The sequence below is a fragment of the Micromonospora sp. DT53 genome, assembly GCF_049841535.1.
Lineage (GTDB): Bacteria > Actinomycetota > Actinomycetes > Mycobacteriales > Micromonosporaceae > Micromonospora.
Map to the genome: position 1 here is coordinate 127,160 of NZ_JBNCKM010000011.1, position 21,159 is coordinate 148,318.

The window sequence follows — 21,159 nt, forward strand, 5'->3', positions numbered from 1 at the left end:
CCGCCGGCAACCGGCTCGGGCGGGCGGGACAGGCCGGACGGGCAACCCGTTAGAGTCTCGCCGTGATCGAGATCGGTGCGCAGGTCGGCCTGTCCCACCCGCCTGAGCGGGTCTGGCTCGCGCTGACCGATCGGGAGTTGCTCGGCCGGTGGTTCGCCGAGGCCGAGACGGTCGAGGGCGTACCGGACCGGCTGCTGCTGCACACGGCCGGCCTGCCCGGCTTCGAGGCCAACGTCGAGGTCGAGGTGACCGAGCGGCAGGAGCCGGACCTCCTCGTGCTGGCCTGCGACGAGGCCGGCCGGCTCAGCGAGCTGACCTGCACGGTCACCACCACGAAGCAGGGCTGCCGGCTGGAGCTGCGGGAGGTCAGCACGCACGGCGCGTGGTCCGCCGAGCAGCACGAGCCCCGCGAGGAACAGCTCCGGCAGGCGCTGACCGTGCGGCTTCCGGCCATCCTCGACTGGCTCGCCTTCCAGCAGGTCGACCTGCGCCGCGCCGACGGTGGGATGACCGCCGAACTGCCGCTGATCCGCGTCCGCCGCGAGGCCGGCCGCAACCCCCGTCGGCGTCGCACGCTGGTCGCCGTGGTCGCCGGGGCCGTGCTGGTCGCGGGGACGGCGGCATGGGTGACGTTGCCGTCCGACCCGAAGCCGACCGCCGCGCCCGCACCGACAACCACCGCGTCGCCGACCGCGACGGCCGGCAGGACCACAGCCGCGCCCACGGCGACCCCCTCGGCACGCCCCACGCGCACCACCGCCTCGGCGACCACCCGCCCGAGCCGGACCCCGTCGGCGAAGCCCTCGCGGACGCCCGCGTCGGCTGCCCCGCCCCCGCCGCCGACACCCATGGTGGCCCGCTACGAGACCGACTCCAGCCGCCTGTTCGGCTACACCGGCGAGATCGTGGTCGACAACCCCGGCGGTGCACCGGTGACAGACTGGGCCGTGGTGGTCACCCTCGCCGAAGGCACCACCGTCGACGACGTCGACGGCGCGAACGGGCGACAGGACGGGCGGGCCATCACCTTCACCGGCGCCGCCGTGGCCGCTGGGGGATCCCTGACGATCAGCTTCGATGTCCGCGACAGCCGGCCGAAGGCCCGGGAACCGGAGAGCTGCGCGATCGGCGGGCAACCCTGCGCGGGCCTCTGACTAGGCTGCCGTCATGGCACTACTGCACAAGGCGACCCTGCGCCCCACGAAACTGGACCTGCTGGCGGCCTGGCTGCCCGACCGACCCTGGTTCGCCGGGCCGGCCGGCGGCGAGGTGGCCAGCCGAGGCGCCTACCGCTTCGACGATCCGGCCGGCGAGGTCGGCATCGAGACGATCCTTGTCCGCGCCGCCGACGGGCCGGTCCACCACGTTCCGCTCACCTACCGGTCCGCTCCCCTCGACGGTGCGGACGGCTGGCTCGTCGGCACCACCGAGCACTCGGTGCTCGGCCGGCGTTGGGTGTACGACGGCTGCGTCGACCCGGTGTACGCCGCCGCGCTCGCCCACGCGATTCTCACCGGCAGCGGCCAGGCGGAGGAGTTCTTCGAGGTCGACGGCCGGCGTGAGGTGCGTGAGCCGACGGTGACGGTCGTCGCCGACGGCGCCGCCGACGCTCCCGTACCGGCGGTCGGCGCGGTGCGACGGGTGGTCGACGAGGACCGCACGCTCATCTACACCGACACCGTGGAGCTGGTCGTCGTGCGCCGGCCGGGGGCCGGGGCCGAGGGGGCGGCCGGGGTGACGTTGAGCGGCCGGTGGGACGGACAGTCGACGACCGTGCCGCTGGCGTACGCCAGGACGCGCTGATCCGTGTGCGGTGGGCGGCCCGAGAACTCGGGCCGCCCACCGCTCTCACCACCGCGCCGGAGGCGGGGGTGGCGACACGGGTGGCCGGTCGTCGCAGGTGATGGTGTTGGGCAGCAGCCACGGCGCGAGCCACCCACCGTCGTTACCGCCGAGGTCGGTCACCGTGAACTCCGAACCGGCCGGGGTGAAGTGGAACGACCCGCAGTTGTTGACGCCGACCGCTCCCACGTTGCGGGCGTCCACGTTGGCGAACGAGGCGGCCCCGGCAGCGCGGGCGCTGACCACCGAGGTGCCGGTGCCGTCCACGCGGACGTCCCGGAACCGCACGTCGGAGATCGAGTAGAGATCCTTCACCGGCCAGTCGCTGACCAGCATGATCGCGTTGTACGTGCTGTCCAGGTATGCGTCGCCGGTCACCTCGATGGGTGCGTCGATGCTGCGGTCCAGGGCGAAGACCCAGATCGCGCCGAGCCCGATGTTCCAGTTCAGCTCGTACGTGCCGGCGCGGGCGGTGGTGTTGTTGGTGAAGCGCAGGTGCCCGGTGAACGGCTCCGCGCCGAAGCGGGACCCGGCGTGCAGACCGCTGCCCTCGCGCACCGGGTCGGCGACCAGGTTGTGCGAGACGATGGTGTCGGTGCCGCCGTAGATGGCGATGCCGTTGGCCAGGGTCGGTGACTGCACGGTGTTGTGGTCGAACGTGTTCCGCGCGTTGGCCGTCTTCTCCGACCACATCGCCAGGCCGTCGTCGCCGGTGTTGCGGACGAAGTTGTGCGACACGAGGGAGTCGGTCACGCCGGTGTGGAAGTTGAGCGCATCGGCGATCTGGTCGACGATGATGTTGTTGGTGACGCGGACGTTGCGCATCGGGCCGTCGAACCACAGGCCCGCCTTGGTGTGGTGCAGGTAGACCCCGTCGATTGTGGAGTCGCTCATCGCCCCGCCGATCGCGTTGACCTGGTCGGTGTCGATGCGCTCCCGCACGTCGCCCTCGATGGCGAAGCCGGCGAGGTGCACGTTGCGGCTGCCGCCGTCGGCGGCGTCCCGACCGTAGAAGCCGACTCCGGTGTGCACCGAGCCGTCCGGCGCGGGAGTCGTCAGGGCGACCTCGCGGCCCTTGATGATGGTGTACCAGTTGCCGGCGCCCTCGATGGTCACGTCGTCGACGATGACGTGCCGGTTGACCTGGTAGGTGCCTGGCGGGATGTACACCTTGAGGTGGGCGCGCCGAGCGAAGGCGATGGCCCGGTCCAGCGCGTCTGCGGAGTCCCGCCGGCCGGTGGGGTCGGCGCCGAAGGCGAGCACGTTCGCCGCGAGCAGCCGGACGTGCGGCGGCGCGACCAACTCGGAGTCGAGCAGGTCGATGACGGTCCAGGCGGCGGCGCTGCCGGGCGGCGCGGTGAGCCGGACCTTGTCGCCGGCCCGGTAGGTACGCCCGAGCAGCAGTCGTTGCTCGTCGTAGAAGTGGGTGGGCCGGAACGGCGTGCTGATGCTCGGGTACGGCGTGGTGGCCGACGGCACGCACTGGCACTCGGTGATCCACCAGTCCGGGTGCAGCAGCCCGGCCTGCGGGTCGTTGGTGAACGGGTACTGGTTGTAGAGCCACGAGTACTGCGACGTGAGCGTCATGGTGCGCAGGTGTTTGCCGTTGACCGCGACCCGCAGCGGAGCGGTGATCCCACCACCCTGCGGCGCGTCCGGGATGCTGTACCGCACGGTGATCCCGTTCGCCGCGCTGGGCAGGACGAACTCCACGTACTCCCCGGGGGTGAGTCGGACCGCCCGGCGACCGGAGGCCTCCGCGGGCAGCGTGTAGGCGGACCGGTCGGGTCCGATGATCTCGCCGTCGGTGCGGGCGTTCTCCGCTTCCTGCTCGAGAAAGTCGACGTCCGCGCCGCGTCCGGCGACCAGCGCCGGATCGAGGGCGGCCCGGGTGACCACCGGCTGCGCGCCGGCGGACGCCTGTGGACTGGCGGCGGCCACGGTGGGCCCGGCGACCAGCACGGCGAGACCGGCCGCGAACGCGACGGCGGTGCCGCCGGGGCGTCCCCGCGCCGGCGTGAGGCTGCGAAACATCGGTGACCCTCCTGGGTGGGTGGTGGTGGAGGTCCGCCCGGCGTTCCCCCGACGCCCGACATTGATCGTCATGATGCAGCACCAGACATGGCACTGCAAGACACCTATCGAACAATGAAAATAAACGACTATCGGGCCGCAAGAAATGGACGGTCGTCGAGTTGAGGTGTCGCGCGTCGCCCGCCCCGACCAGCTCACGCCCGGCGTAGGCTGGTCCGCGTGGATCAAGAAGACCGGATCGCCCTATTCCTCGACTACGAGAACCTCGCGTTGGGCGCGCGCGACCATCGCGGCGGCGCGGCCTTCGACTTCCGGCCGATCGCCGACGCGCTGGCCGAACGAGGGCGGGTGGTGGTCCGCCGGGCGTACGCCGACTGGTCCTATTTCGACGAGGACCGCCGCATGCTCACCCGGTCCCACGTCGAGCTGATCGAGATCCCGCAGCGGATGGGCGCGTCCCGCAAGAACGCCGCGGACATCAAGATGGCCGTCGACGCGATCGAGTTGGCGTTCGAACGCGACTACATCTCCACCTTCGTGATCTGTAGTGGTGACAGTGACTTCACCCCGCTGGTGCACAAGCTGCGCGAGCTGAACAAGCGGGTCATCGGCGTCGGGGTCGAGGGGTCCACATCAGGGCTGCTCCCGCCGGCGTGCGACGAGTTCCTCTACTACGACCGGTTGGAGGGCGTGGACATCCCGCCGGCCCGTGGTCGGCGCGCTCGCCCCACCACCCGACCGGCCGGCGCGGAGCAACGCCAGCCCGAGCCCGAGCCGGAGCGGGAGCAGGAGCCGGAGGTGGACCGCCGGCCGGCGGGGGAGGAGCCCGGCCGCGACGTGGACGCCCTCGCCGTGCTCGTCGCCCAGTCGGTCGCCGGGTTGCAGGGCAGTGCCAACGGTGAGGTCACCGCCTCCCGGCTCAAGCGCACCCTGCTGCGCAAGGACCCGACCTTCAGTGAGTCCGACTACGGCTTCCGCACCTTCGGCGAACTGCTGCGCCACCTCGCCGAGCGCAACGTGATCGAGCTGGGCGAGGGTCCGGCGAAGGGTGATCCCGAGGTCTCGCTGCCCGAACACGGCGACCGGGAGGTGGCGTTCGGCCTGCTTCGGGGCGTCGTGGCGGACCTGGGCAGCGGCGGCAACCCGGTGGCGTTGTCCGGATTGAAGAACCAGGTACGCCGGGCCCGCCCAGACTTCAGCGAGAAGAAACTCGGCTACCGCAGCTTCCTGCAGTTCTGCAAGGCCGCCGCCACCGCCGGCGTCCTGGACCTGCGTTGGAGCCCGGAGGCCGACGACTACCTCCTGACCACCCAACCCTGACCGCCCCTTCCCACGTTGATCAAGAGGTCTGCGTCCTCGGGGACCTCTTGATCAACAAGGGCCGGGGGTGGGAGTTGCGGGGAGGGGGCAGAGTGGGGTGGCCTCCTGATTCGCAAGTCAGGAGCGGGAGAACCGCCCGTTATGGTTTCGAACCGTCAACGGTTGGGCCGAAATGCGCCTGGAATGTCCCCCTTGCCCCGGTCCGGGCATACCTGCGCCGTACCCTCGGCGCGGGAATTGCTATACGGTCGGCGAATGAAGGTGGAGGAACACTGGTGGAACGGAGACACGACCCCGCGCGGGCGCAGGGACGTGTACATCCGTACTGACGGGCAGGGTTGGGAGGTCCGCGCCCAGATCGGTGGGGCGTCGGGTCGTGAGCGGGTGCAGCAGTGCCCCAGCCGGGCCTCGGCGGCCATCCTCGCCGACGCCTGGCGCGGCACCCACCCGTCCTGGCGCGAGCTAAAGCAGCGCTGATCCGGCACCGGGCCGGGTCGGCAACGCTCCCGGGCTCCAGCCCGGCGCGCCCGCCGACCGGCCCGGCGCTCGGTAACGTTCGTCCGCCGCAAGCGCTCCGCGGGTTCACCCGCCGATCGTGCCAACCCACAGGTCACCGCTTCTGAAGCATGACGGAAGCAACGTCTGCCAGAAGGGCCAACGCCCAATCCAGCTGCGAGCAGTTGCCGCGACCTTGGCACTCAAGGCAGCCGCCAGCTCGCCATGGCCGCTCTAGTGCCCGAGTCCTTCACATGCCCATACCTAGCGGCGGATACCGCGAGGTGGCCGGGGACCTTGCCGCTCGGATCAAGAGCGCCGAGTACGCGGCAGGGGAGCGTCTGCCCACCTACAGCGAACTATCGAACCTCTGTGACGTCAGTGTGACCACGGTCCAGCGGGCGATCATCGTTCTTCAGACACGCGGCGTGGTGGTGGGTCTCCAGGGCCGTGGCCTGTGGGTTGCCGAAGACAACTGATTTCAACTGACGGTGGCAGTCTGCCCTCAGCTTTCTTGATCACTTGATGAAGGGCAGTTCCTGGCGGCTCGATTCAACTACTCATCATCAAGTGATCAGGGGATGTGACGGACGTTCGTGTCTCCGTCCTCAGGTCGGGTATACGCAGGGCTGCTGGTCGCGCCCAAATGGAGGTCGCCCATGTCGCAGGACCCTGACGAGGAGAACCCCAGGATCGACGATGAGGCCCGGGAGGCCGAGCGTCGGCTCGCCAACCTGCCGAAGACGGTGGACGACGCGCTGACCGACGACGACGCCCGGACGCCGGACCAGGCCCCCTCCGAGGAGGACGCCGACTAGGGGCCTGCCCGGCGTCGTGCCGGACAGACCCCGAGGGCGGGTCAGCGCTTGAGTGTGAAGGCGAAGTCCCCGGAGAGCTTGCCGGTCAACCGGAACGCCGACACGACCTTCCCCTGCGTGATCAGTCGGTCGACCTCGCCCCGCGACAGACCACAACCCTCCGCGATCAGTCGGGTCGGCCGGACCGGGACCCGCGCCGCGTTGCGGACCGCGACGTCGAGCACGTCGAGGTCCAGGTGCTCCGATCCGTAGGTGTCGAGCCGCCAGGCGCCGGTCCAGTCCAGGACGAACCTGTTTCGGCGCTGAACGTCCGGATCCTGAAGCAGGTCCGCGGTCAGGCCGGGGTCGTTGGCGTGGAGCCGGTCCAGCAGGTCGGGTGGGATGGAGCGCACAGTCATCCGCTCCAGGACTGTGAGTTTTACCGTCTCCCCGCACGCGGTGCAGAGCACGAGAAGCCAGACGTCGAGCAGCTTCTGGTTGGCGTTGACACGGAACTTGCCGCTCGCCCGAAGGCGGTGGGACGCGCACGCGTGGCAACGGCGGTGAACGATGGGCAGGCAGGTGGGCACGACGGCCCAATTTTTGAGCACAGAAGTACACCGGTTTCAGTGAGAAGTCCGCAGCAAAAAGGAGCGCGGCGCAACTGCGCGACGCGCGACAGATCAGCTCTCGGGAGGTCTCACAGGGTGTACAACGGCACGTCCTTGCCTAGACGACCACGTTGCGCAGCACGGTAACGGCGCACGGCAGCGCCGCTCCACCGGTTTTCGGGCACGCCTCGGGAGCCCGGGTGGCGGGAGGCGCCCACCGGTCGGGTGTCAGGCCCGGGTCAGGCGGACGGGACCGGCAGCACCACTCTCTCGGCCGCGGACCGGTGCGCCAGCTCGATCAACTCGACCGTGTGGACCGAGTCCCGTGGGTCCACCGGCATCGGTGCGCCGTCGCGCAGCGCAGCCGCCACCTGTGCGTAGAAGCTCTGGTACGCGCCGGGCTCGGTCGGCACCGGCCGCAGGTCACCGTCGACGCCGAGCAGGCCGTAGCGCTCCGGCGGAACCTCGCCCCAGCCGGGCTGGCCCGGTCGGCCGCCGTCGTGCAGCGCCGCCTCCTGCACGTCCAGCCCGTAGCTGGTGTAGCCGGCCCGGTCGCCCAGCACCCGCAGGCGCGGCCCGAGTTGGGCGGTCACCGCGCCCATCCACAGGTGCGAGTGAACCCCGTTGGCGTGGGTCAACGCCACGAAGGCGTCGTCGTCGACGGCCGCGCCCGCGCGGCGACGGTCCACCTCCGCGTAGACGCGGTCGACCCGGCCGAACAACTGCACCGCCTGGTCGACGAGGTGGGCGCCGAGGTCGAAGAGGGCGCCGCCGGCCTCCTCCGGGCCGGCGAGCTCCCGCCAGCCCGGCTTGATCGTCGGACGGAACCGCTCGAACCGGGACTCGAAGCGCAACACCTGCCCCAACTCGCCCTGCTCGACCAGGCGACGGACGGTCAGGAAGTCGCCGTCCCAGCGCCGGTTCTGGAAGACCGTCAGCGGCACCCCACGCTCGGTCGCCTCGTCGATCAGGACGCGACCCTCCGCGGCGGTCGGGGAGAGGGGCTTGTCGACGACGACCGGGAGGCCGGCGGCGAGGGCCGCGCGCGCCATCGGCACGTGCTGCCGGTTCGGCGTCGCCACCACGACCAGGTCCACAGCGTCGGGGGTACGCCACAGCTCGTCGGCGTCGTCGACCAGGCGGGCGTCCGGGAAGTGCTGTCGCGCCTGCTCGCGCCGCTGCGGATCGCGGGTGACGATGGCGTCGAGCCGCAACCCGGGGGTCGCGGCGATCAGCGGCGCGTGAAACACCCGGCCCGCCAGCCCGTACCCCAGCAGACCAACCCGCAGCGCCTTCGCCATGCCGTGCCCCCGTCTCCCTGGTCCGCGCCCTGACCTGGCGTCGGTACCGCTGAGCTGAATCTACGCGCGGGGCCCTCGGGCCCGATCTCGGCCCGTCAGCTCACCGGGTCGGCGCGCAGGTAGGTGAGGACCGCGAGCACCCGACGGTTGGTGTCGTCGCTGGGTGGTAGGTCGAGTTTCAGCAGGATGTTGCCGACGTGCTTGCCGACCGCCGCCTCGCTGACGTGCAGCCGGCCGGCGATCGACGCGTTGGACCGCCCCTCGGCGAGCAGGGCCAACACCTCGCGTTCCCGGGCGGACAAGGCGGCGAGCGGGTCGCGGGGGCGGTGCAGGAGCTGTCGGACCACGTCCGGGTCGATGGCGGTGCCGCCGCCGGCGACCCGGCGCAGCGTGTCGACGAACTCGGTGACCTCGGCGACCCGGTCCTTGAGCAGGTAGCCCACCCGTTGGCCGTCGCCGCTGTCCAGTAGCGCGGTGGCGTACCCGGTCTGCACGTACTGGCTGAGCACCACGACCGGGAGGTGGGGTCGCTCGGCGCGCAGAGCGACGGCCGCGCGTAGCCCGTCGTCGCGGCCGCCCGGCGGCATCCGGATGTCGGTCAGCACCAGGTCCGGTTGGTGTTCGCGGGCCGCCCGCAGCAGTTCGGGGGCGGAGCCGACGGCCGCGCACACCGCGAAGTCGAAGCGGGTCAGCAGCGCGACCAGGCCCTCCCGCAGCAGCACCTCGTCCTCGGCGAGCACGACCCGGGTCACCGACGACATGGCAGCTCCACCCGGACCAGGGTAGGCCCGCCGGGCGGGCTGGACAGCAGCAGCCGGCCGTCCACGGCGGCGACCCGGTCGGCGAGCCCCGTCAGGCCGGTGCCCCGGGCCGGGTCGGCGCCGCCGTGGCCGTCGTCGGTCACCTCGACGACGAGGTCACCGCCGGCCCGGGTGAGGCGTACGTCGGCGCGGGCCGCCCGCGCGTGCCGGGCCACGTTGCCCAACGCCTCGGAGACCACGAAGTAGGCGGTGGTCTCCACGATCTCCGGCAACTCGTCGTGCAGGTCGGCGTGCACGGTCACCGGGATGGTGGCTGCGTCGGCCAGCTCGCGCACGGCGCCGGCCAGGCCGAGGTCGGTGAGGCTCTGCGGGCGGATGCCGTGCACCAACTGACGCAGCATCACCATCAGGCCCCGGGCCTGGTCGTGCGCCACGGCCAGGGGACGGGCGGCGGGCGAGTCCTCGGGTACGTCCAGCCGGGCCAGCCCCAGCTGGAGGGTGAGGCTGGTCAGCCGGGGCTGTGCGCCGTCGTGCAGGTCGCGCTCGATGCGCCGGCGTTCGGCCTCGTACGCGCCGACCAGTCGGGTGCGGGAGCGGGTGACCTCCCGCAGCGCCGCCGCGTCCACCGGATGGGCCAGTGCCCACCGGGCCACGGCGGCCTGGACGGCGGCGAGCAGACCGGCCGCGTAGCAGAGGACCGGCAGCAGGAGTACAGCCAGGATCGCGTACGGAACAGCTTCGCTGGTGGTCTCGATCGGGCGCCAGATCACGACCGGGTCGGCGTCGCCGGCCAACCAGGGGCTGGAGATCATCCCGAGGTCCAGCAGCACCAGGACCAGAAACACCCAGTACGCGACAGGCGTGAACCCGCCCAGCCAGAACAGGTACGCCACCTCCCGCCAGGTCGCGGGGCTGCGGTAGCGGGCGGCCAGGCCCGGCCACGGCGACGAGGGCAGCGGACGGTTGTCGACGAGCCGGACCCGCCACCGCTCGACGGCGGCCACCGCAAAGCTCAGGAGCGGGGCCAACGCCACCAGGATGACGCTGCCGGTGATCAGGAACAGCATCAGCGCGATGCTCGGCGGTCGGCCGTGCTGCCGGAGCGTGCTGAAGACGGGCAGCATGGGTGCGCCGATGATGAGCAGACCGACGGCGAGGAACCCGGCGATCGGCACGGTGGTCACCAGGTAGGCCAGCGCGCGCCAGGGCCACGCAGAGATCAGCCAGCGGCGGCGGCGCAGCGCCTCGGCCAGGTGCGAAGGGGGTTCCGTGGTCATGCAGCAGACGCTAATCGGGAGCGACAGGTCGCCCCAGCCGTCCAGATCCACTCTTCGGGGTATGCCCAGCACTACCGGCAACGGGTGTGCGGGGTCCGGAAACGGGAAGAACGGGCCAGGTCACGCGGCCCCGCGTGACCTGTGCTGGCGGCGGCTGGAGAGACATGGGTGCCAGAACCTTCGTGGTGGTCGGCGGGACCAGCGGTCTCGGCCTCGCGGTGGCCCGACTGCTCGTCGACGAGCATCAGGTCGTGGTGTTCGGCAACGTGCCGGCCGAGGTCGCCGCCGCGACCGACGAGTTGGGTTGCGACGGCGCCGTCTGCGACATCTCCTCCTACGAGCAGGTCCGCGACGGGTTCGCCGAGGTGGTCGAGCGCTACGGCACGATCGACGGGGTGGCGGCCTGCGCCTCGATGTGGGCGGGCGGCGACCTGGGGGACCTGTCGGTGGAGCACATCCGCCGGGCCGTGGAGATCAACGTTCTGGGCATCACGTACCTGCTGCGGGAGGCGGTGCAGCACCTACACCGGCAGGGCCACGGGAACGTCGTGTACATCGGCGCGCTGGCGTTGGCGGCCCCCCGGCCCGGCATCCCCGTCTACCGGGCCACCAAGAGCTACGGCAGCAGCCTTGTCGACTCGCTGGGGGAGGCCCAGCACAGCAACCGGGTCAAGGTGATGCAGCTGCATCCCGGGCCGATGCCGACGCGGCTACAGGAACGGGTGGGCGCCGAGTTCCTGGACGAGGTGTACGCCATGCCCGAACAGGTCGCCACCGAGGTCGTCCGGCTGCTGCTGCTCGAACCCGACGACCTCTACGTCTCCGGTGAGCGCGTGCTGCGCGCGGACGGGCGGTGGTGACGGCCGCAGCCGGACCCGCCGACCGTCCGGCGTCGGCGTGGGCGCCGCTGCGGACGGCGGTCTACCGCAACCTGTGGTTGGCCCTGCTCGCCGCCAACGTCGGCACCTGGATGCAGACCGTCGGCGCGCAGTGGCTGCTGATCAACCACTCCAACGCCTCCACCCTTGTCGCGTTGGTGCAGACCGCCAGTCTGCTGCCGGTGCTGCTGCTGGCCCTGCCCGCCGGCGTGCTGGCCGACAGCTTCGACCGCCGGCATTTGCTGATCGCCGTGCAGCTGTTCCTGGTGGCGGTGGCGGTGGCGTTGACGCTGCTCACCCTGACCGGCCGGATGCCGCCGGCGTTGCTGCTCACCCTCACCTTCGCGTTCGGGGTCGGGCAGGCGCTGACCCTGCCGGCCTGGGCGGCGGTCATCCCGGAGCTGGTGCCGCAGGACCAGCTGCGGTCGGCGTCCGCACTCGGTTCGATAAGCGTGAACGTGGCGAGGGCGGTCGGGCCCGCGGTGGCCGGCGTGCTCATCGCCCGTACCGGCGTCGCCCCGGTCTTCGGCATCAACGCGGTCGCCTTCGGCATCTTCGCGTACGCGCTGTGGCGTTGGCGGCCCGGCAACGCGCGCGCCGTCGAGGTGCCCGAACGGTTCACCGCGGCGCTGCGCGCCGGCAGCCGCTACGTTCGCCACTCGCCGACCGTACGCCGGCTGTTGCGCCGTGCGCTGGTCTTCGTGGTCCCGGCCAGCGCGCTGTGGGCGTTGCTGCCGTTGGTCGCGAGTCGGCGGCTGGCGCTGGGCTCCGGCGGGTACGGGGTGTTGCTGGCCGCCCTCGGCGTGGGCGCCATCGCGGGTGGCGTGCTGCTGGCCGTGATCCGCACCCGGTTGTCGGCCAACCAGCTCCTGCTGATCGCCGGGGCGCTGTTCACCGTGGCGCTGACCGTGGTCGGCACCGTGCGGGTGGTGCCGTTGGTGCTGCTCGCCCTGCTGCCCGCCGGGATGGCCTGGGTGACGGTGCTGGCCAACGTGAACGCCGAGATGCAGCTCTTCCTGCCCAGCTGGGTACGGGCCCGGGGCCTGGCCGTCTACCAGGTGTGCTTCGCCGGTGGGCAGGCCGCCGGTGCGCTGCTCTGGGGGTTGGTGGCCGAGATGGCCGGGCTGGTCGTCGCGTACCTGGTGGCGGCGGCGCTGATGCTTGTCGGCACCCTGACGAGTCGGATCTGGCCGTTGCCGGACCTGCGGTCGGTGAACCGGGAACCGGCCGCGTACTGGCCGCAACTGCACCTGGCGCACGAGCCGGACCCGGGGGTGGGCCCGGTGCTGGTGACCGTGCAGTACACCGTCCAACCGGAGCGGACCCAGCGGTTCCTGGCGGCGATGGACCTGGTGCGTGGCGCGCGGCAGCGGACCGGCGCGATGCGCTGGGGGCTGTTCCGCCCGGCCGAGACGGTGGATCGGTTCGTGGAGGTGTATCTGGTGCCGTCCTGGGACGAGCACCTGCGTCAGCACGGTGGCCGGTTGACCGGTGAGGACCGCGCGGCCGAGCAACGGGCCCGGGAGCTGACCGACGGGGAACCGCAGGTTCGACACCTGGTGCCCGCCGCCGCCGGCCCCAGCCTGGCCGACGACCGCGAGGCGCTCTGACGCACACCCTGGCCACCGCGTGGGGAGCAGGCCGGAGCAGCGCGGGCGTACGGCGTACGGCCTCGTGGTTAGGATGGTCGCACCATGGCGAGTGAGCGCAAGGCGACCGCAGACCCGGCCCGCAGCCTGGCCCTTCTGTGGCGCACCCGGGAGCCGACCAGCCGCAGCGCCGGTCCTGCGCTCAGCGTCGACCGGATCGTCCGGGCCGCGATCGACATCGCCGACGCCGAGGGGCTCGACGCGTTGACCATGCGCCGGGTCGGTGAGGCGCTGGGGGTCGGCACGATGTCGGTCTACACCTACGTGCCGGGCAAGGCCGAACTCGTCGCTGTCATGATCGACACCGCGTACGGGGAGATGCCACGCCCCACCGTCGAGGGCGACTGGCGCACCCGGCTGGAGCGGATCGCCCGCGACAACCTGGCGCTCTACCAGCGGCATCCCTGGATGCTGCGGGCCGAGACGACGCGGCCGGTGCTCGGCCCGCACCTGATCGCCAAGTACGACTACGAGCTCGGCGCGGTGGTCGACATCGGGCTCACCGACGTCGAGGTCGACGCGGTGCTCACCCTCGTGCTGGGTCACGTGAAGAGCGCCGCGCGGGCCGCCTCCGAGGTGGTCGACCTGGAGCGCGAGACCGGCTTGACCGATGGCCAGTGGTGGCAGTCGCACGCGCCCTGGCTGGAGACCTTCATGACGGCCGGCACCTACCCGACCGCCTCCCGGATCGGCACGGCGGCCGGCCAGCAGCACGGCGCCGCGTACGGCCCGGAGTACGCGTTCGAGTTCGGTCTGCAACGCGTCCTCGACGGGATCTCGGTGGTGGTCGCCGAGCGGGCGGCCACCCACTAGCGCGACGTGCCCTGGCCTGCCGCGTCGACGACCCGGCGGGCCAGCCGGGCGAGTGAGCGCGCCGACGGGCTGCCCGGCTCGGCGTGATAGACCACCAGCGACTGGTTGGTGCCGCTGATCGTGAGCTTCTCGTAGCGCAGCGCCAACTCGCCCAGCTCCGGGTGCTGGAACACTCGCACTCCACCGCCCGCGCGGGCGGCGACGTCATGCCGGGCCCACAGCCGCCGGAACCGTTCGCTGCCGGCCGTCAGCTCCTGGACAAGCTCGACGAGGCGGGCGTCTCGGCCCATGAGCCGACCAGCTGCCGGATGCCCACCGGCACCCGCTCCGATGGTCGCGCCGCCCGGCGGGCCGGCACCGGTCGGGCCAGGCCGTGCAGGTGTGCCGCAGCGTCCGCGTCCAGCATCAGCGCGCGGGCCAGGGCCTCGACCACCTGCGTCGACGGGTGCCGGTCACGCCCCTGCTCCAGCCGCAGGTAGTAGTCGGCGCTGATGCCGGCGAGCAGGGCGGCCTCCTCGCGGCGCAGGCCGGGCACCCGCCGACGGCCGTGCGCGGGCAACCCGACGTCACCCGGCCCGATCAGCTCGCGCCGGGCACGCAGGTATTCGCCGAGCGGGCCGGCCGTGCTCACCCGCCCATCGTCGGAGCCGCCGCCGGCCGCCCAGCCTGGTCCTGTCACTACCAGGAAAAACAGGGAACCGGCTAGCCGCTGCCGCCGGGGTGACAGTGTCGGGGTAAGCGTGATCGAGAGACGGGACAGCAATGACAGAGCGCATCACGACCCCCTTCGGTTTCGCCTCGACCGCCGACGAGGTCATCGCCGGCGTCGACCTGACCGGCAAGCGGGCCGTCATCACCGGAGGCGCCGCCGGTATCGGCGTCGAGACGGCCCGGTCGCTCGCCGCCGCCGGCGCCGAGGTCGTGCTCGGGGTCCGCCGGGTCGCGGCGGGTGAGCAGGCCGCCGCCGACATCGCGGCCAGCATCGGCGCGGAGCGGGTCACCGTCCGCGCGCTGGACCTGGCCGACCAGGATTCGGTACGCCAGTTCGTCGCCGGCTGGGACCAGCCGCTGCACATCCTGGTCAACAACGCGGGGATCATGGCGCTGCCCGAGCTGGAGCGCACCGCCGAGGGCTGGGAGATGCAGTTCGCCACCAACTTCATGGGGCACTTCGCCTTGACCGTCGGCCTGCACGACGCCCTCGCCGCGGCCGGCGGCGCCCGGGTGGTGTCGGTCAGCTCCAGCGGCAACCTCTTCTCACCGGTGATCTTCGACGACCTGCACTTCGCGTTCCGGCCGTACGATCCGCTGCTGGCCTACGGGCAGTCCAAGAGCGCCGAGGCTCTGCTCGCCGTGGAGGCCACCCGCCGGTGGGCCGGCGAGGGCATCTACTCCAACGCGCTGAACCCGGGTGCCATCGCCACCGGCCTGCAGAAGCACACAGGTGGGCTCAAGTCGCCCAAGGAGATGCACAAGACCCCGCAGCAGGGGGCCGCGACCTCGGTGCTGCTCGCGGCGTCCCCGTTGCTGGACGGCGTCGGCGGTCGCTACTTCGAGGACTGCACCGAGGCCCCGGTCGTCACCGAGCGGCCGGCCGACTACAGCGGCGTGGCCGCGTACGCGGTCGACCCGGCCAACGCCGAGCGGCTCTGGACCGTGGCGTCTGACCTGATCTCCCGAAGCGGCGGCATCGCCGGCCGCTGACGACGACGGCCCGGCTCGGCGGAACCGACCCGGGCCCACGCTCCGGGTGGTACGACTGGGGCGACGGTGAGCAGCTGCGGGCCGGGGAAGGATGACGATGGCGGGCAGGCTTCCGGGAGGGCTGCTGCTCCGGCGGGAGAACCCGGGCAAGGCCTCGTTCCTGGAGCTCTTCTTCGACCTGGCGTTCATCTTCGCGCTGACCCGCCTGTCCCGGGCGCTGCTCGACGACCCCAGCATCAACGGCGGTTTCGAGGCCCTGCTGATGCTGGCGGCGCTCTGGTGGGTGTGGTTCGTGACCGCCTGGTCGGCGGACTGGTTCGACCCGCGCGCTCCGCTGATCGTCGTACTGCTGCTCTGGACGATGTTCGGTGGCCTGCTGATGGCCGCAGCCGTACCCACCACGTTCGACGAGCACGCCATGATGTTCGCCGTCGCCTACGTGGCCATTCACCTGGGTCGGGGGGCGATCCTGATCCCCGCCCTGCGGGGGCACCCGCTACAGGTGCGCAGCCTGCGGGTGGCGGTCTGGTTCGCGATCTCCGGGGTGCTCTGGGTGGTCGGGGCGGCCGTCGCACCGGCCCGGGAGGTGCTCTGGGCGCTGGCACTGCTGTTGGACTACTCCCTGGCACGGCTGCGCTGGCCGTTCCCCTGGCTCGGACGCAGTACCTGGCCGGAACTCCAGGTGAACGGAAGGCACCTCTCCGAGCGGTACCAACAGATCTTCATCATCGCCCTGGGTGAGCTGATCCTGATCTCCGGCGTCACCTACAGCGGGTCCAGCCTGGACCGGGACAGCACGCTTGCCTTCGCCCTGGCGTTCGTGACCGCGGTGGCCCTCGCCCGGCTCTATCTGGTGCCCGCGGGCGGGCGGCTGGGCGCCAGAATCGAGGCGGAGGGCCCACCCGGGAGCAAGTTGACGCTGATGGCGGGCTACCTGCACCTCGTCATGATCGCCGGTGTGCTGGCCACCTCGGTGGCGATGGAGATGACGATCGGCCATCCGGAAGAACACAACACGGGGCAGACGACCGTGGGCGTCATCGGCCCCGCGTTGTTCCTGACCGCCCGGATTCTGCTCGCGATGATGGTCGACGGCAGCCGGCCCTGGGCGCGCGTGGTCGGTGTGCCGGCCATCATCGTGGGCGGGCTGGCCACCGTGCGGTCTCCGCAACTGGTCAACAGCGCCGTCGTCGCCGGGGTGCTGCTGCTGATCGTCCTGTTCGACGGGATGCCGGGGCTGTGGCGGTTCATCCGCCAACCCGGGGAGAGCGACGCGTCCGACGCTCGGCAACACGGATAGCCGCCCTGATGTCGGAGAGAAGACCGCAGCACGGCGACCAACCGCGACGACACGACGTGGTGGAGTTGCGGGTGCACGGCGTGTCCGGGGCGGATCCCACGGTCATCCTCGACCAGGCGCAGGTCCGGCAGGTCGCCGGCGACGGCAGCGGGGGCTTCCACCGCGCCGCCAGGTCGGACGGCGTCGGCCCGGACGGGGTGACGCTGGAGGCGTACCGCTGGGGTGATCTGCCCTCGGGCACCGTCGGCCGGACCCTCGCCATGGTCTTCGTGCTGCCGTTCATGCTCAGCAACGTGGCGGTGTGGATGCGCCCCACGGGCCGCCGCCGTGCCGCCTGGGTCACCGTGCTGTGTCGGCTCCTCGCCCTCAACCTCACAGTGCTGTACGTGGTGTCCATCGCCGGAGTCGCCCTCGATCTGCTCGCCTGGCAGTGTCTCGGTGCGGCCCGTTGCCGCGCGCCCTTCGACACCATGGCCGGGCTCGACGGCCGGCACGTCGGGCAGCGGCTGGCCGTGCTGGCGCTGCTGCCGATCGCCGCCATCGTGGTCCTGCGCCTACTCGGCACCCGTCGGTCGGGTCCGGCCGACAATCCACTGTGGGCGGTGGAGCCGCTGGTGCACCGACTGCGCGCGATCCACGTCGCCGCCGCACTCGCCGTACTCGATGTCGTGCTGCTCACGGCCCGTCGCGCCGGCGGCACGACGGTCGGGACGACGTTGCTGCTGGCGCTCAGCGCGGCGGTGTTGCTGGCCTGCGTCGGTCTGCTCGCCGTTCCGGGGATGATCGACCGGGCGGCGACCGCGCGAGGGGCCACCTGGACCGCCCGCACGGCGGGCGTGGTGGCGGCCGGCCTGAGCGTGGCGACCCTCGTTCTGGTGGCGAGCGACCGGCGCGGCTGGTCGTCGGCGGCCGGGCTACCCGGCTACGGCGCGATCGCCGGTGGCGCGCTGTTCGGCCAGATGGTGCTGCTGGTGCTGCTCAGCGCGGTGGTGCTGTGGCACCGTGGCCGGGTGGGCGGCAGGTCCGCGCTGCCGGGCGGCCTGGGCGCGGCGGTCCTCGCCGCAATGGCGGTCGGCCTGGCCGGCGCGCTCTCCGCCGGCCTCGTCTACCAGACGGGAGAGCTGCTCGGTGGCTACCGCGGTGACGGTGGGCCACCACTGCCGTATCGCTGGACGCTGCTGGCCTTCTTCCTGCACGTGGTCGCGGCGGCGCTGCTGTGCGGCGCGATGAGCGTCGTGTCGCGGCGGCGCCGGCGGCGTGCGGCGGCGGCGATCACCGCCCGGGACTTCCCGGTCGTGCCGCCGGAGGCGGTCGGTCGGCTGCGGCTGACGACGAAGACCATCGCCCAGGCGCGGTTCACCGAGTGGTTGGGTCTGCTGGCCGCCACCTACGCGGCGCTCGCGGTGATCGGACTGGCGACGAGCCTGGTGGGACGTACCGGGCGCGACCCGGAGGAGTTGACATGGCAGCTGTTCGGGCTGCCGGCCGCAGCCGTCCGGATGGGGCTCAGCGGCGGCAGCTACCTCCTCGCCGCGTTGCTGCTCACGCTGGTGGCGGGTGGCGTGTTCGCCTACCGGACCGCCTGGTTTCGCCGGCACGTCGGCATCCTGTGGGACCTGGGCACCTTCTGGCCCCGGGCCGCGCACCCGTTCGCGCCGCCGAGTTACGCCGACCGGGCGGTGCCGGAACTGGCCGACCGGATCAGCCAACTGACCGAGCGACACGTCGGGGTGTTGCTCTGCGGGCACAGCCACGGGTCCGCGCTGCTCGCTCTCGCGGTGCTGCGGCTGCCCCCGCGGGTACGTCAACGGGTCGCCCTGCTCACCTACGGGTCACCGCTGGACCGCCTGTACGCCCGACTCTTTCCGGCCTACCTCAACGAGGAGGTGCTGCGTGGGGTGGGGGACCGGGTCGAGTGGCGCTGGCTCAACCTCTGGCGGGACACCGACCCGGTCGGCGGCTGGGTCTTCGCCGCGCACCGCCCGGGCGACCCGCCCCCGGACCCGGCCGATCCGGCGGGCCAGGTCGACAGGCGGTTGCGGGACCCACCGGGCCTGCTGCCGGTACCGGGCGAGCGGTCTGCGCCGCCGCTACGGGGACACCATCCGGGCGAGACCGACCCCGAGTTCCGGGCGGCGGTGCGCGAACTCGCCGAACGCCTGCGTGGCCGGGGCTGAGCCGTCGAAACCGCTCAGCGGTCCTCCGCCAGACGTTCCGACTCCGCGACCACCGAGCGGATCTTGCGCAGCGTGGCGTCGGGAGCGTGCACCGCCGTACGCCACCGGTCGAGCGTGCGGCTCAACACCCGGACGACGAACTGCAACTGGTTGACCTGCTCGCGCAGCAACCCCAGCTCCGATCGAGCGTTCAACGCCTCGCTCTCCAGCTCGGTGATCCGCATCTGTAGCGGTTGGACCAGTGTCAGCGCGGCCTCGGTGAGGGTGTCGGCGGCGTCGGCCTTGAACTTGCCGCGCTGGGCCACGACGGCGGCGATGGCAGCCAGACCGGTGGTGCCGCCGAGCACGCCGAGCAGGCTGAGCAGCACCTGCACCCAGTGTGGTGCCTCGGGCGTCGGTGCGGAGATCACGTGACACCTCCCACGACCCGTCGGTGCGTCGAGCACTGGTGGCCCTTGGCCAGGCAGCGCAGGTCGATGGCGATCTGGGCGGCCCGCCAGAACGACCCGGCCGGCACCGCGGCGATCAGCGACGCGGCGACGATTCCCTGCTGGCCCGCGACCGCCACCAACGCCACCGCGTACATGCCGGTGATGGTGCCGAGCACCAGGACGGACGCGAGTTCGACGCCGAGGCCGGTGGAGAGCTGGCCAGGCCACAGGATGCCCAGCAGGCCGCCCAGGCCGACGACGACCAGGGCGACCTCCCAGCCGACCTGCATGGGTTCCGGCATGGACATCTGGACCGACGGTGGTCGAACGTCCAGCGCGAGCAGCAGGATGCCGCAGATGGGCGTCGTGACCAGCGCGGCCACCTCGAACGGTTGGTGCTTGGCTCGGATACGGAGATTTCCCACGGCAACTCCCTGGTCGAGAACCGGCACGTTCCGCCAGCCGGCGCGAGGGTCGATGCCGCGTTGAGGTTTCCCGACCGAGGGTGCGGTCCTGCGGCGAAGCCCGTGGGTGGCGGTACGTGCGAACAATCGAGGGTCGAGGAGATGAGCGACGTGCCACCGTTGGCTTGCCGATATCTGCCTGTGTATCACCGATGGCCGGTTGTCGTCCACCTGGTGTGACGTCGCATTCCCGCAGGTCAAACGCCCATTACCGACTGGTTCCCGGGCTCCGGGCGGATGAGGCGCGGCGACCCGGCCGCACCGCCACCCGGTGACGACGAGTGTCGGATATCTGGCCGAGGGTGACGGTGGCGTGGCCGGGTCGCCGATCGATCAACGGGCGAGCAGGGCGCGCAGCGCCCGCAGCACCTCGGCCGGGGCCTCCTCCGCCATGAAGTGCCCGCAGCTGACCGTCTGGTGGTCCAGGTCCGGCGCCCAGGCCCGCCACACCGCCGCCGCGTCGTAACCCAGCGCCGCGCCCCAGTCCTGCTGGAGCACCGTCACCGGCATCCGCAGCTGGTTGCCGGCCGTCCGGTCCGCGGTGTCGTGGGCCACATCTATCCCGGCGGACGCCCGGTAGTCGGCGACGATCGAGGGGATGGCGTCGCGGGAGGCGCGCAGGTACGCGGCCCGCACGTCCGCCGGCAGGGCCCCCGGATCACGGGTCCAGACGTCCAGGAAGTGACCGAAGAAGGCGTCCGGGCTGCCGGCGATCAGCTCCTCGGGCAGGCCGGGCGGCTGCGCCATCAGATACAGGTGAAACGCGACAGCGGCGTTGACGCCGTGCAGCACGTCCCACATGTCGAGGGTGGGTAGGACGTCGAGCAGGGCCAGCTGGGTGATCGCCGTCGGATGGTCGACGCCGGCGCGGAACGCGACAAGGGCGCCCCGGTCGTGCCCGGCCAACGCGAACCGGTCGTGACCGAGCGCGCCGGCCAACGCCACGATGTCGGCTGCCATGGTGCGCTTGGCGTACCCGGTGCCGTCGGCGTCGAAGGGCTTGTCGCTGTCGCCGTAGCCGCGAAGGTCGGGGCAGATCACCGTGTGGTCGGCGGCCAGGTCGGCCGCGACGTGCCGCCACATGAGGTGGGTCTGCGGAAAGCCGTGCAACAGCACGATCGCCGGCCCGGAACCGCCCACGGCGGCGTTGAGCGTCACCCCGTCGGCGACGGTGACGCGTCGGTAGTCGAATCCGTTGATCCTGGGGTCCACGGGGAACCTTCCTGGTGAGCAGTGCCGGCGGGGGCGGTGGCCCGCCGCCGTCGTACGTTGACGAGCCTGCCCGCAGGTGATCAGCGACCGGTC

Annotated in this window: 22 protein-coding genes; 12 read left to right on the top strand and 10 right to left on the bottom strand. The window is 71.9% G+C overall.

What is annotated here, in order from left to right; translation table 11 throughout:
• Positions 1 to 62: 62 nt before the first annotated feature.
• On the top strand, positions 63 to 1,154 hold the full coding sequence (locus ACLQ3B_RS29040) for an SRPBCC domain-containing protein (RefSeq protein ID WP_425783882.1): 1,092 nt from the start codon (positions 63 to 65) through the stop codon (positions 1,152 to 1,154).
• Positions 1,155 to 1,167: 13 nt separating this feature from the next.
• On the top strand, positions 1,168 to 1,803 hold the full coding sequence (locus ACLQ3B_RS29045) for a CG0192-related protein (protein WP_425783883.1): 636 nt from the start codon (positions 1,168 to 1,170) through the stop codon (positions 1,801 to 1,803).
• A 45-nt stretch (positions 1,804 to 1,848) separates the two neighbouring features.
• Here the strand turns inward: ACLQ3B_RS29045 and ACLQ3B_RS29050 are convergent, their stop codons facing one another.
• Complete coding sequence (locus ACLQ3B_RS29050) at positions 1,849 to 3,876, bottom strand: glycosyl hydrolase family 28-related protein (protein ID WP_425783884.1); 2,028 nt, start codon at positions 3,874 to 3,876, stop codon at positions 1,849 to 1,851.
• Positions 3,877 to 4,095: 219 nt separating this feature from the next.
• Between ACLQ3B_RS29050 and ACLQ3B_RS29055 the strand changes: the two genes are divergently transcribed.
• The 4 genes from ACLQ3B_RS29055 to ACLQ3B_RS29070 all read left to right on the top strand — a co-directional run bounded on the left by ACLQ3B_RS29055 (position 4,096) and on the right by ACLQ3B_RS29070 (position 6,509).
• Positions 4,096 to 5,196, top strand: coding sequence for an NYN domain-containing protein (locus tag ACLQ3B_RS29055; RefSeq protein WP_425783885.1), 1,101 nt, complete (start codon positions 4,096 to 4,098; stop codon positions 5,194 to 5,196).
• A gap of 255 nt (positions 5,197 to 5,451) precedes the next feature.
• The gene (locus tag ACLQ3B_RS29060) at positions 5,452 to 5,673 is read left to right on the top strand and encodes a hypothetical protein (RefSeq protein WP_030335934.1); all 222 of its coding nucleotides are present in this window, start codon (positions 5,452 to 5,454) and stop codon (positions 5,671 to 5,673) included.
• Positions 5,674 to 5,945: 272 nt separating this feature from the next.
• Positions 5,946 to 6,170: a winged helix-turn-helix domain-containing protein gene (locus tag ACLQ3B_RS29065; protein WP_425783886.1), complete on the top strand. Its 225-nt coding sequence runs from the start codon at positions 5,946 to 5,948 to the stop codon at positions 6,168 to 6,170.
• A gap of 180 nt (positions 6,171 to 6,350) precedes the next feature.
• Positions 6,351 to 6,509, top strand: a complete 159-nt coding sequence (locus ACLQ3B_RS29070; RefSeq protein WP_425783887.1) for a hypothetical protein — start codon at positions 6,351 to 6,353, stop codon at positions 6,507 to 6,509.
• Between the two features lie 41 nt (positions 6,510 to 6,550).
• Here ACLQ3B_RS29070 and ACLQ3B_RS29075 read toward each other — a convergent pair whose 3' ends face one another.
• The 4 genes from ACLQ3B_RS29075 to ACLQ3B_RS29090 all read right to left on the bottom strand — a co-directional run bounded on the left by ACLQ3B_RS29075 (position 6,551) and on the right by ACLQ3B_RS29090 (position 10,438).
• Positions 6,551 to 7,099, bottom strand: coding sequence for a DUF1062 domain-containing protein (locus ACLQ3B_RS29075; RefSeq protein ID WP_425783888.1), 549 nt, complete (start codon positions 7,097 to 7,099; stop codon positions 6,551 to 6,553).
• Between the two features lie 239 nt (positions 7,100 to 7,338).
• Positions 7,339 to 8,400 carry a Gfo/Idh/MocA family oxidoreductase gene (locus ACLQ3B_RS29080; protein ID WP_425783889.1) on the bottom strand — a complete coding sequence of 354 codons (1,062 nt, stop codon included), beginning with the start codon at positions 8,398 to 8,400 and terminating at the stop codon, positions 7,339 to 7,341.
• A 95-nt stretch (positions 8,401 to 8,495) separates the two neighbouring features.
• On the bottom strand, positions 8,496 to 9,161 hold the full coding sequence (locus tag ACLQ3B_RS29085; protein WP_425783890.1) for a response regulator transcription factor: 666 nt from the start codon (positions 9,159 to 9,161) through the stop codon (positions 8,496 to 8,498).
• Positions 9,149 to 10,438: a sensor domain-containing protein gene (locus tag ACLQ3B_RS29090; RefSeq protein ID WP_425783891.1), complete on the bottom strand. Its 1,290-nt coding sequence runs from the start codon at positions 10,436 to 10,438 to the stop codon at positions 9,149 to 9,151. Before ACLQ3B_RS29090 ends, ACLQ3B_RS29085 begins: the two co-directional genes overlap by 13 nt.
• A 164-nt stretch (positions 10,439 to 10,602) precedes the next feature.
• Here ACLQ3B_RS29090 and ACLQ3B_RS29095 point away from each other — a divergent pair, with 164 nt between their 5' ends.
• The 3 genes from ACLQ3B_RS29095 to ACLQ3B_RS29105 all read left to right on the top strand — a co-directional run bounded on the left by ACLQ3B_RS29095 (position 10,603) and on the right by ACLQ3B_RS29105 (position 13,778).
• Positions 10,603 to 11,298, top strand: a complete 696-nt coding sequence (locus tag ACLQ3B_RS29095) for an SDR family NAD(P)-dependent oxidoreductase (protein WP_425783892.1) — start codon at positions 10,603 to 10,605, stop codon at positions 11,296 to 11,298.
• Positions 11,292 to 12,926 (top strand): MFS transporter, encoded by a 1,635-nt coding sequence (locus ACLQ3B_RS29100; protein WP_425783893.1) that lies wholly within the window; start codon positions 11,292 to 11,294, stop codon positions 12,924 to 12,926. The genes ACLQ3B_RS29095 and ACLQ3B_RS29100 overlap by 7 nt, the downstream gene beginning before the upstream one ends.
• 84 nt (positions 12,927 to 13,010) lie before the next feature.
• Complete coding sequence (locus ACLQ3B_RS29105; protein ID WP_425783894.1) at positions 13,011 to 13,778, top strand: TetR/AcrR family transcriptional regulator; 768 nt, start codon at positions 13,011 to 13,013, stop codon at positions 13,776 to 13,778.
• Here ACLQ3B_RS29105 and ACLQ3B_RS29110 read toward each other — a convergent pair.
• Both ACLQ3B_RS29110 and ACLQ3B_RS29115 read right to left on the bottom strand, forming a co-directional pair.
• Positions 13,775 to 14,068, bottom strand: a complete 294-nt coding sequence (locus tag ACLQ3B_RS29110) for a hypothetical protein (RefSeq protein ID WP_425783895.1) — start codon at positions 14,066 to 14,068, stop codon at positions 13,775 to 13,777. The two genes, ACLQ3B_RS29105 and ACLQ3B_RS29110, sit on opposite strands and share 4 nt — an antisense overlap.
• Positions 14,026 to 14,409 carry a helix-turn-helix domain-containing protein gene (locus ACLQ3B_RS29115; RefSeq protein WP_425783896.1) on the bottom strand — a complete coding sequence of 128 codons (384 nt, stop codon included), beginning with the start codon at positions 14,407 to 14,409 and terminating at the stop codon, positions 14,026 to 14,028. The genes ACLQ3B_RS29110 and ACLQ3B_RS29115 overlap by 43 nt, the downstream gene beginning before the upstream one ends.
• 131 nt (positions 14,410 to 14,540) lie before the next feature.
• Here ACLQ3B_RS29115 and ACLQ3B_RS29120 point away from each other — a divergent pair, with 131 nt between their 5' ends.
• The 3 genes from ACLQ3B_RS29120 (at position 14,541) to ACLQ3B_RS29130 (ending at position 18,959) form a co-directional block, all read left to right on the top strand.
• Positions 14,541 to 15,482 (top strand): SDR family NAD(P)-dependent oxidoreductase, encoded by a 942-nt coding sequence (locus tag ACLQ3B_RS29120; RefSeq protein WP_425783897.1) that lies wholly within the window; start codon positions 14,541 to 14,543, stop codon positions 15,480 to 15,482.
• Between the two features lie 97 nt (positions 15,483 to 15,579).
• A complete protein-coding gene (locus ACLQ3B_RS29125) occupies positions 15,580 to 16,782 on the top strand; it encodes a low temperature requirement protein A (protein ID WP_425783898.1) in 1,203 nt (400 codons plus the stop codon).
• 8 nt (positions 16,783 to 16,790) lie between these two features.
• Positions 16,791 to 18,959, top strand: coding sequence for a hypothetical protein (locus ACLQ3B_RS29130; RefSeq protein ID WP_425783899.1), 2,169 nt, complete (start codon positions 16,791 to 16,793; stop codon positions 18,957 to 18,959).
• A gap of 14 nt (positions 18,960 to 18,973) precedes the next feature.
• On the opposite strand, the gene ACLQ3B_RS29135 is transcribed toward ACLQ3B_RS29130, so the two are convergent.
• From ACLQ3B_RS29135 to ACLQ3B_RS29145, 3 genes are all read right to left on the bottom strand, one after another.
• The gene (locus ACLQ3B_RS29135) at positions 18,974 to 19,369 is read right to left on the bottom strand and encodes a hypothetical protein (protein ID WP_425783900.1); all 396 of its coding nucleotides are present in this window, start codon (positions 19,367 to 19,369) and stop codon (positions 18,974 to 18,976) included.
• Positions 19,366 to 19,815, bottom strand: a complete 450-nt coding sequence (locus tag ACLQ3B_RS29140; RefSeq protein ID WP_425783901.1) for a hypothetical protein — start codon at positions 19,813 to 19,815, stop codon at positions 19,366 to 19,368. Before ACLQ3B_RS29140 ends, ACLQ3B_RS29135 begins: the two co-directional genes overlap by 4 nt.
• 372 nt (positions 19,816 to 20,187) lie before the next feature.
• A complete protein-coding gene (locus ACLQ3B_RS29145; RefSeq protein ID WP_425783902.1) occupies positions 20,188 to 21,066 on the bottom strand; it encodes an alpha/beta fold hydrolase in 879 nt (292 codons plus the stop codon).
• Positions 21,067 to 21,159 lie beyond the last annotated feature (93 nt).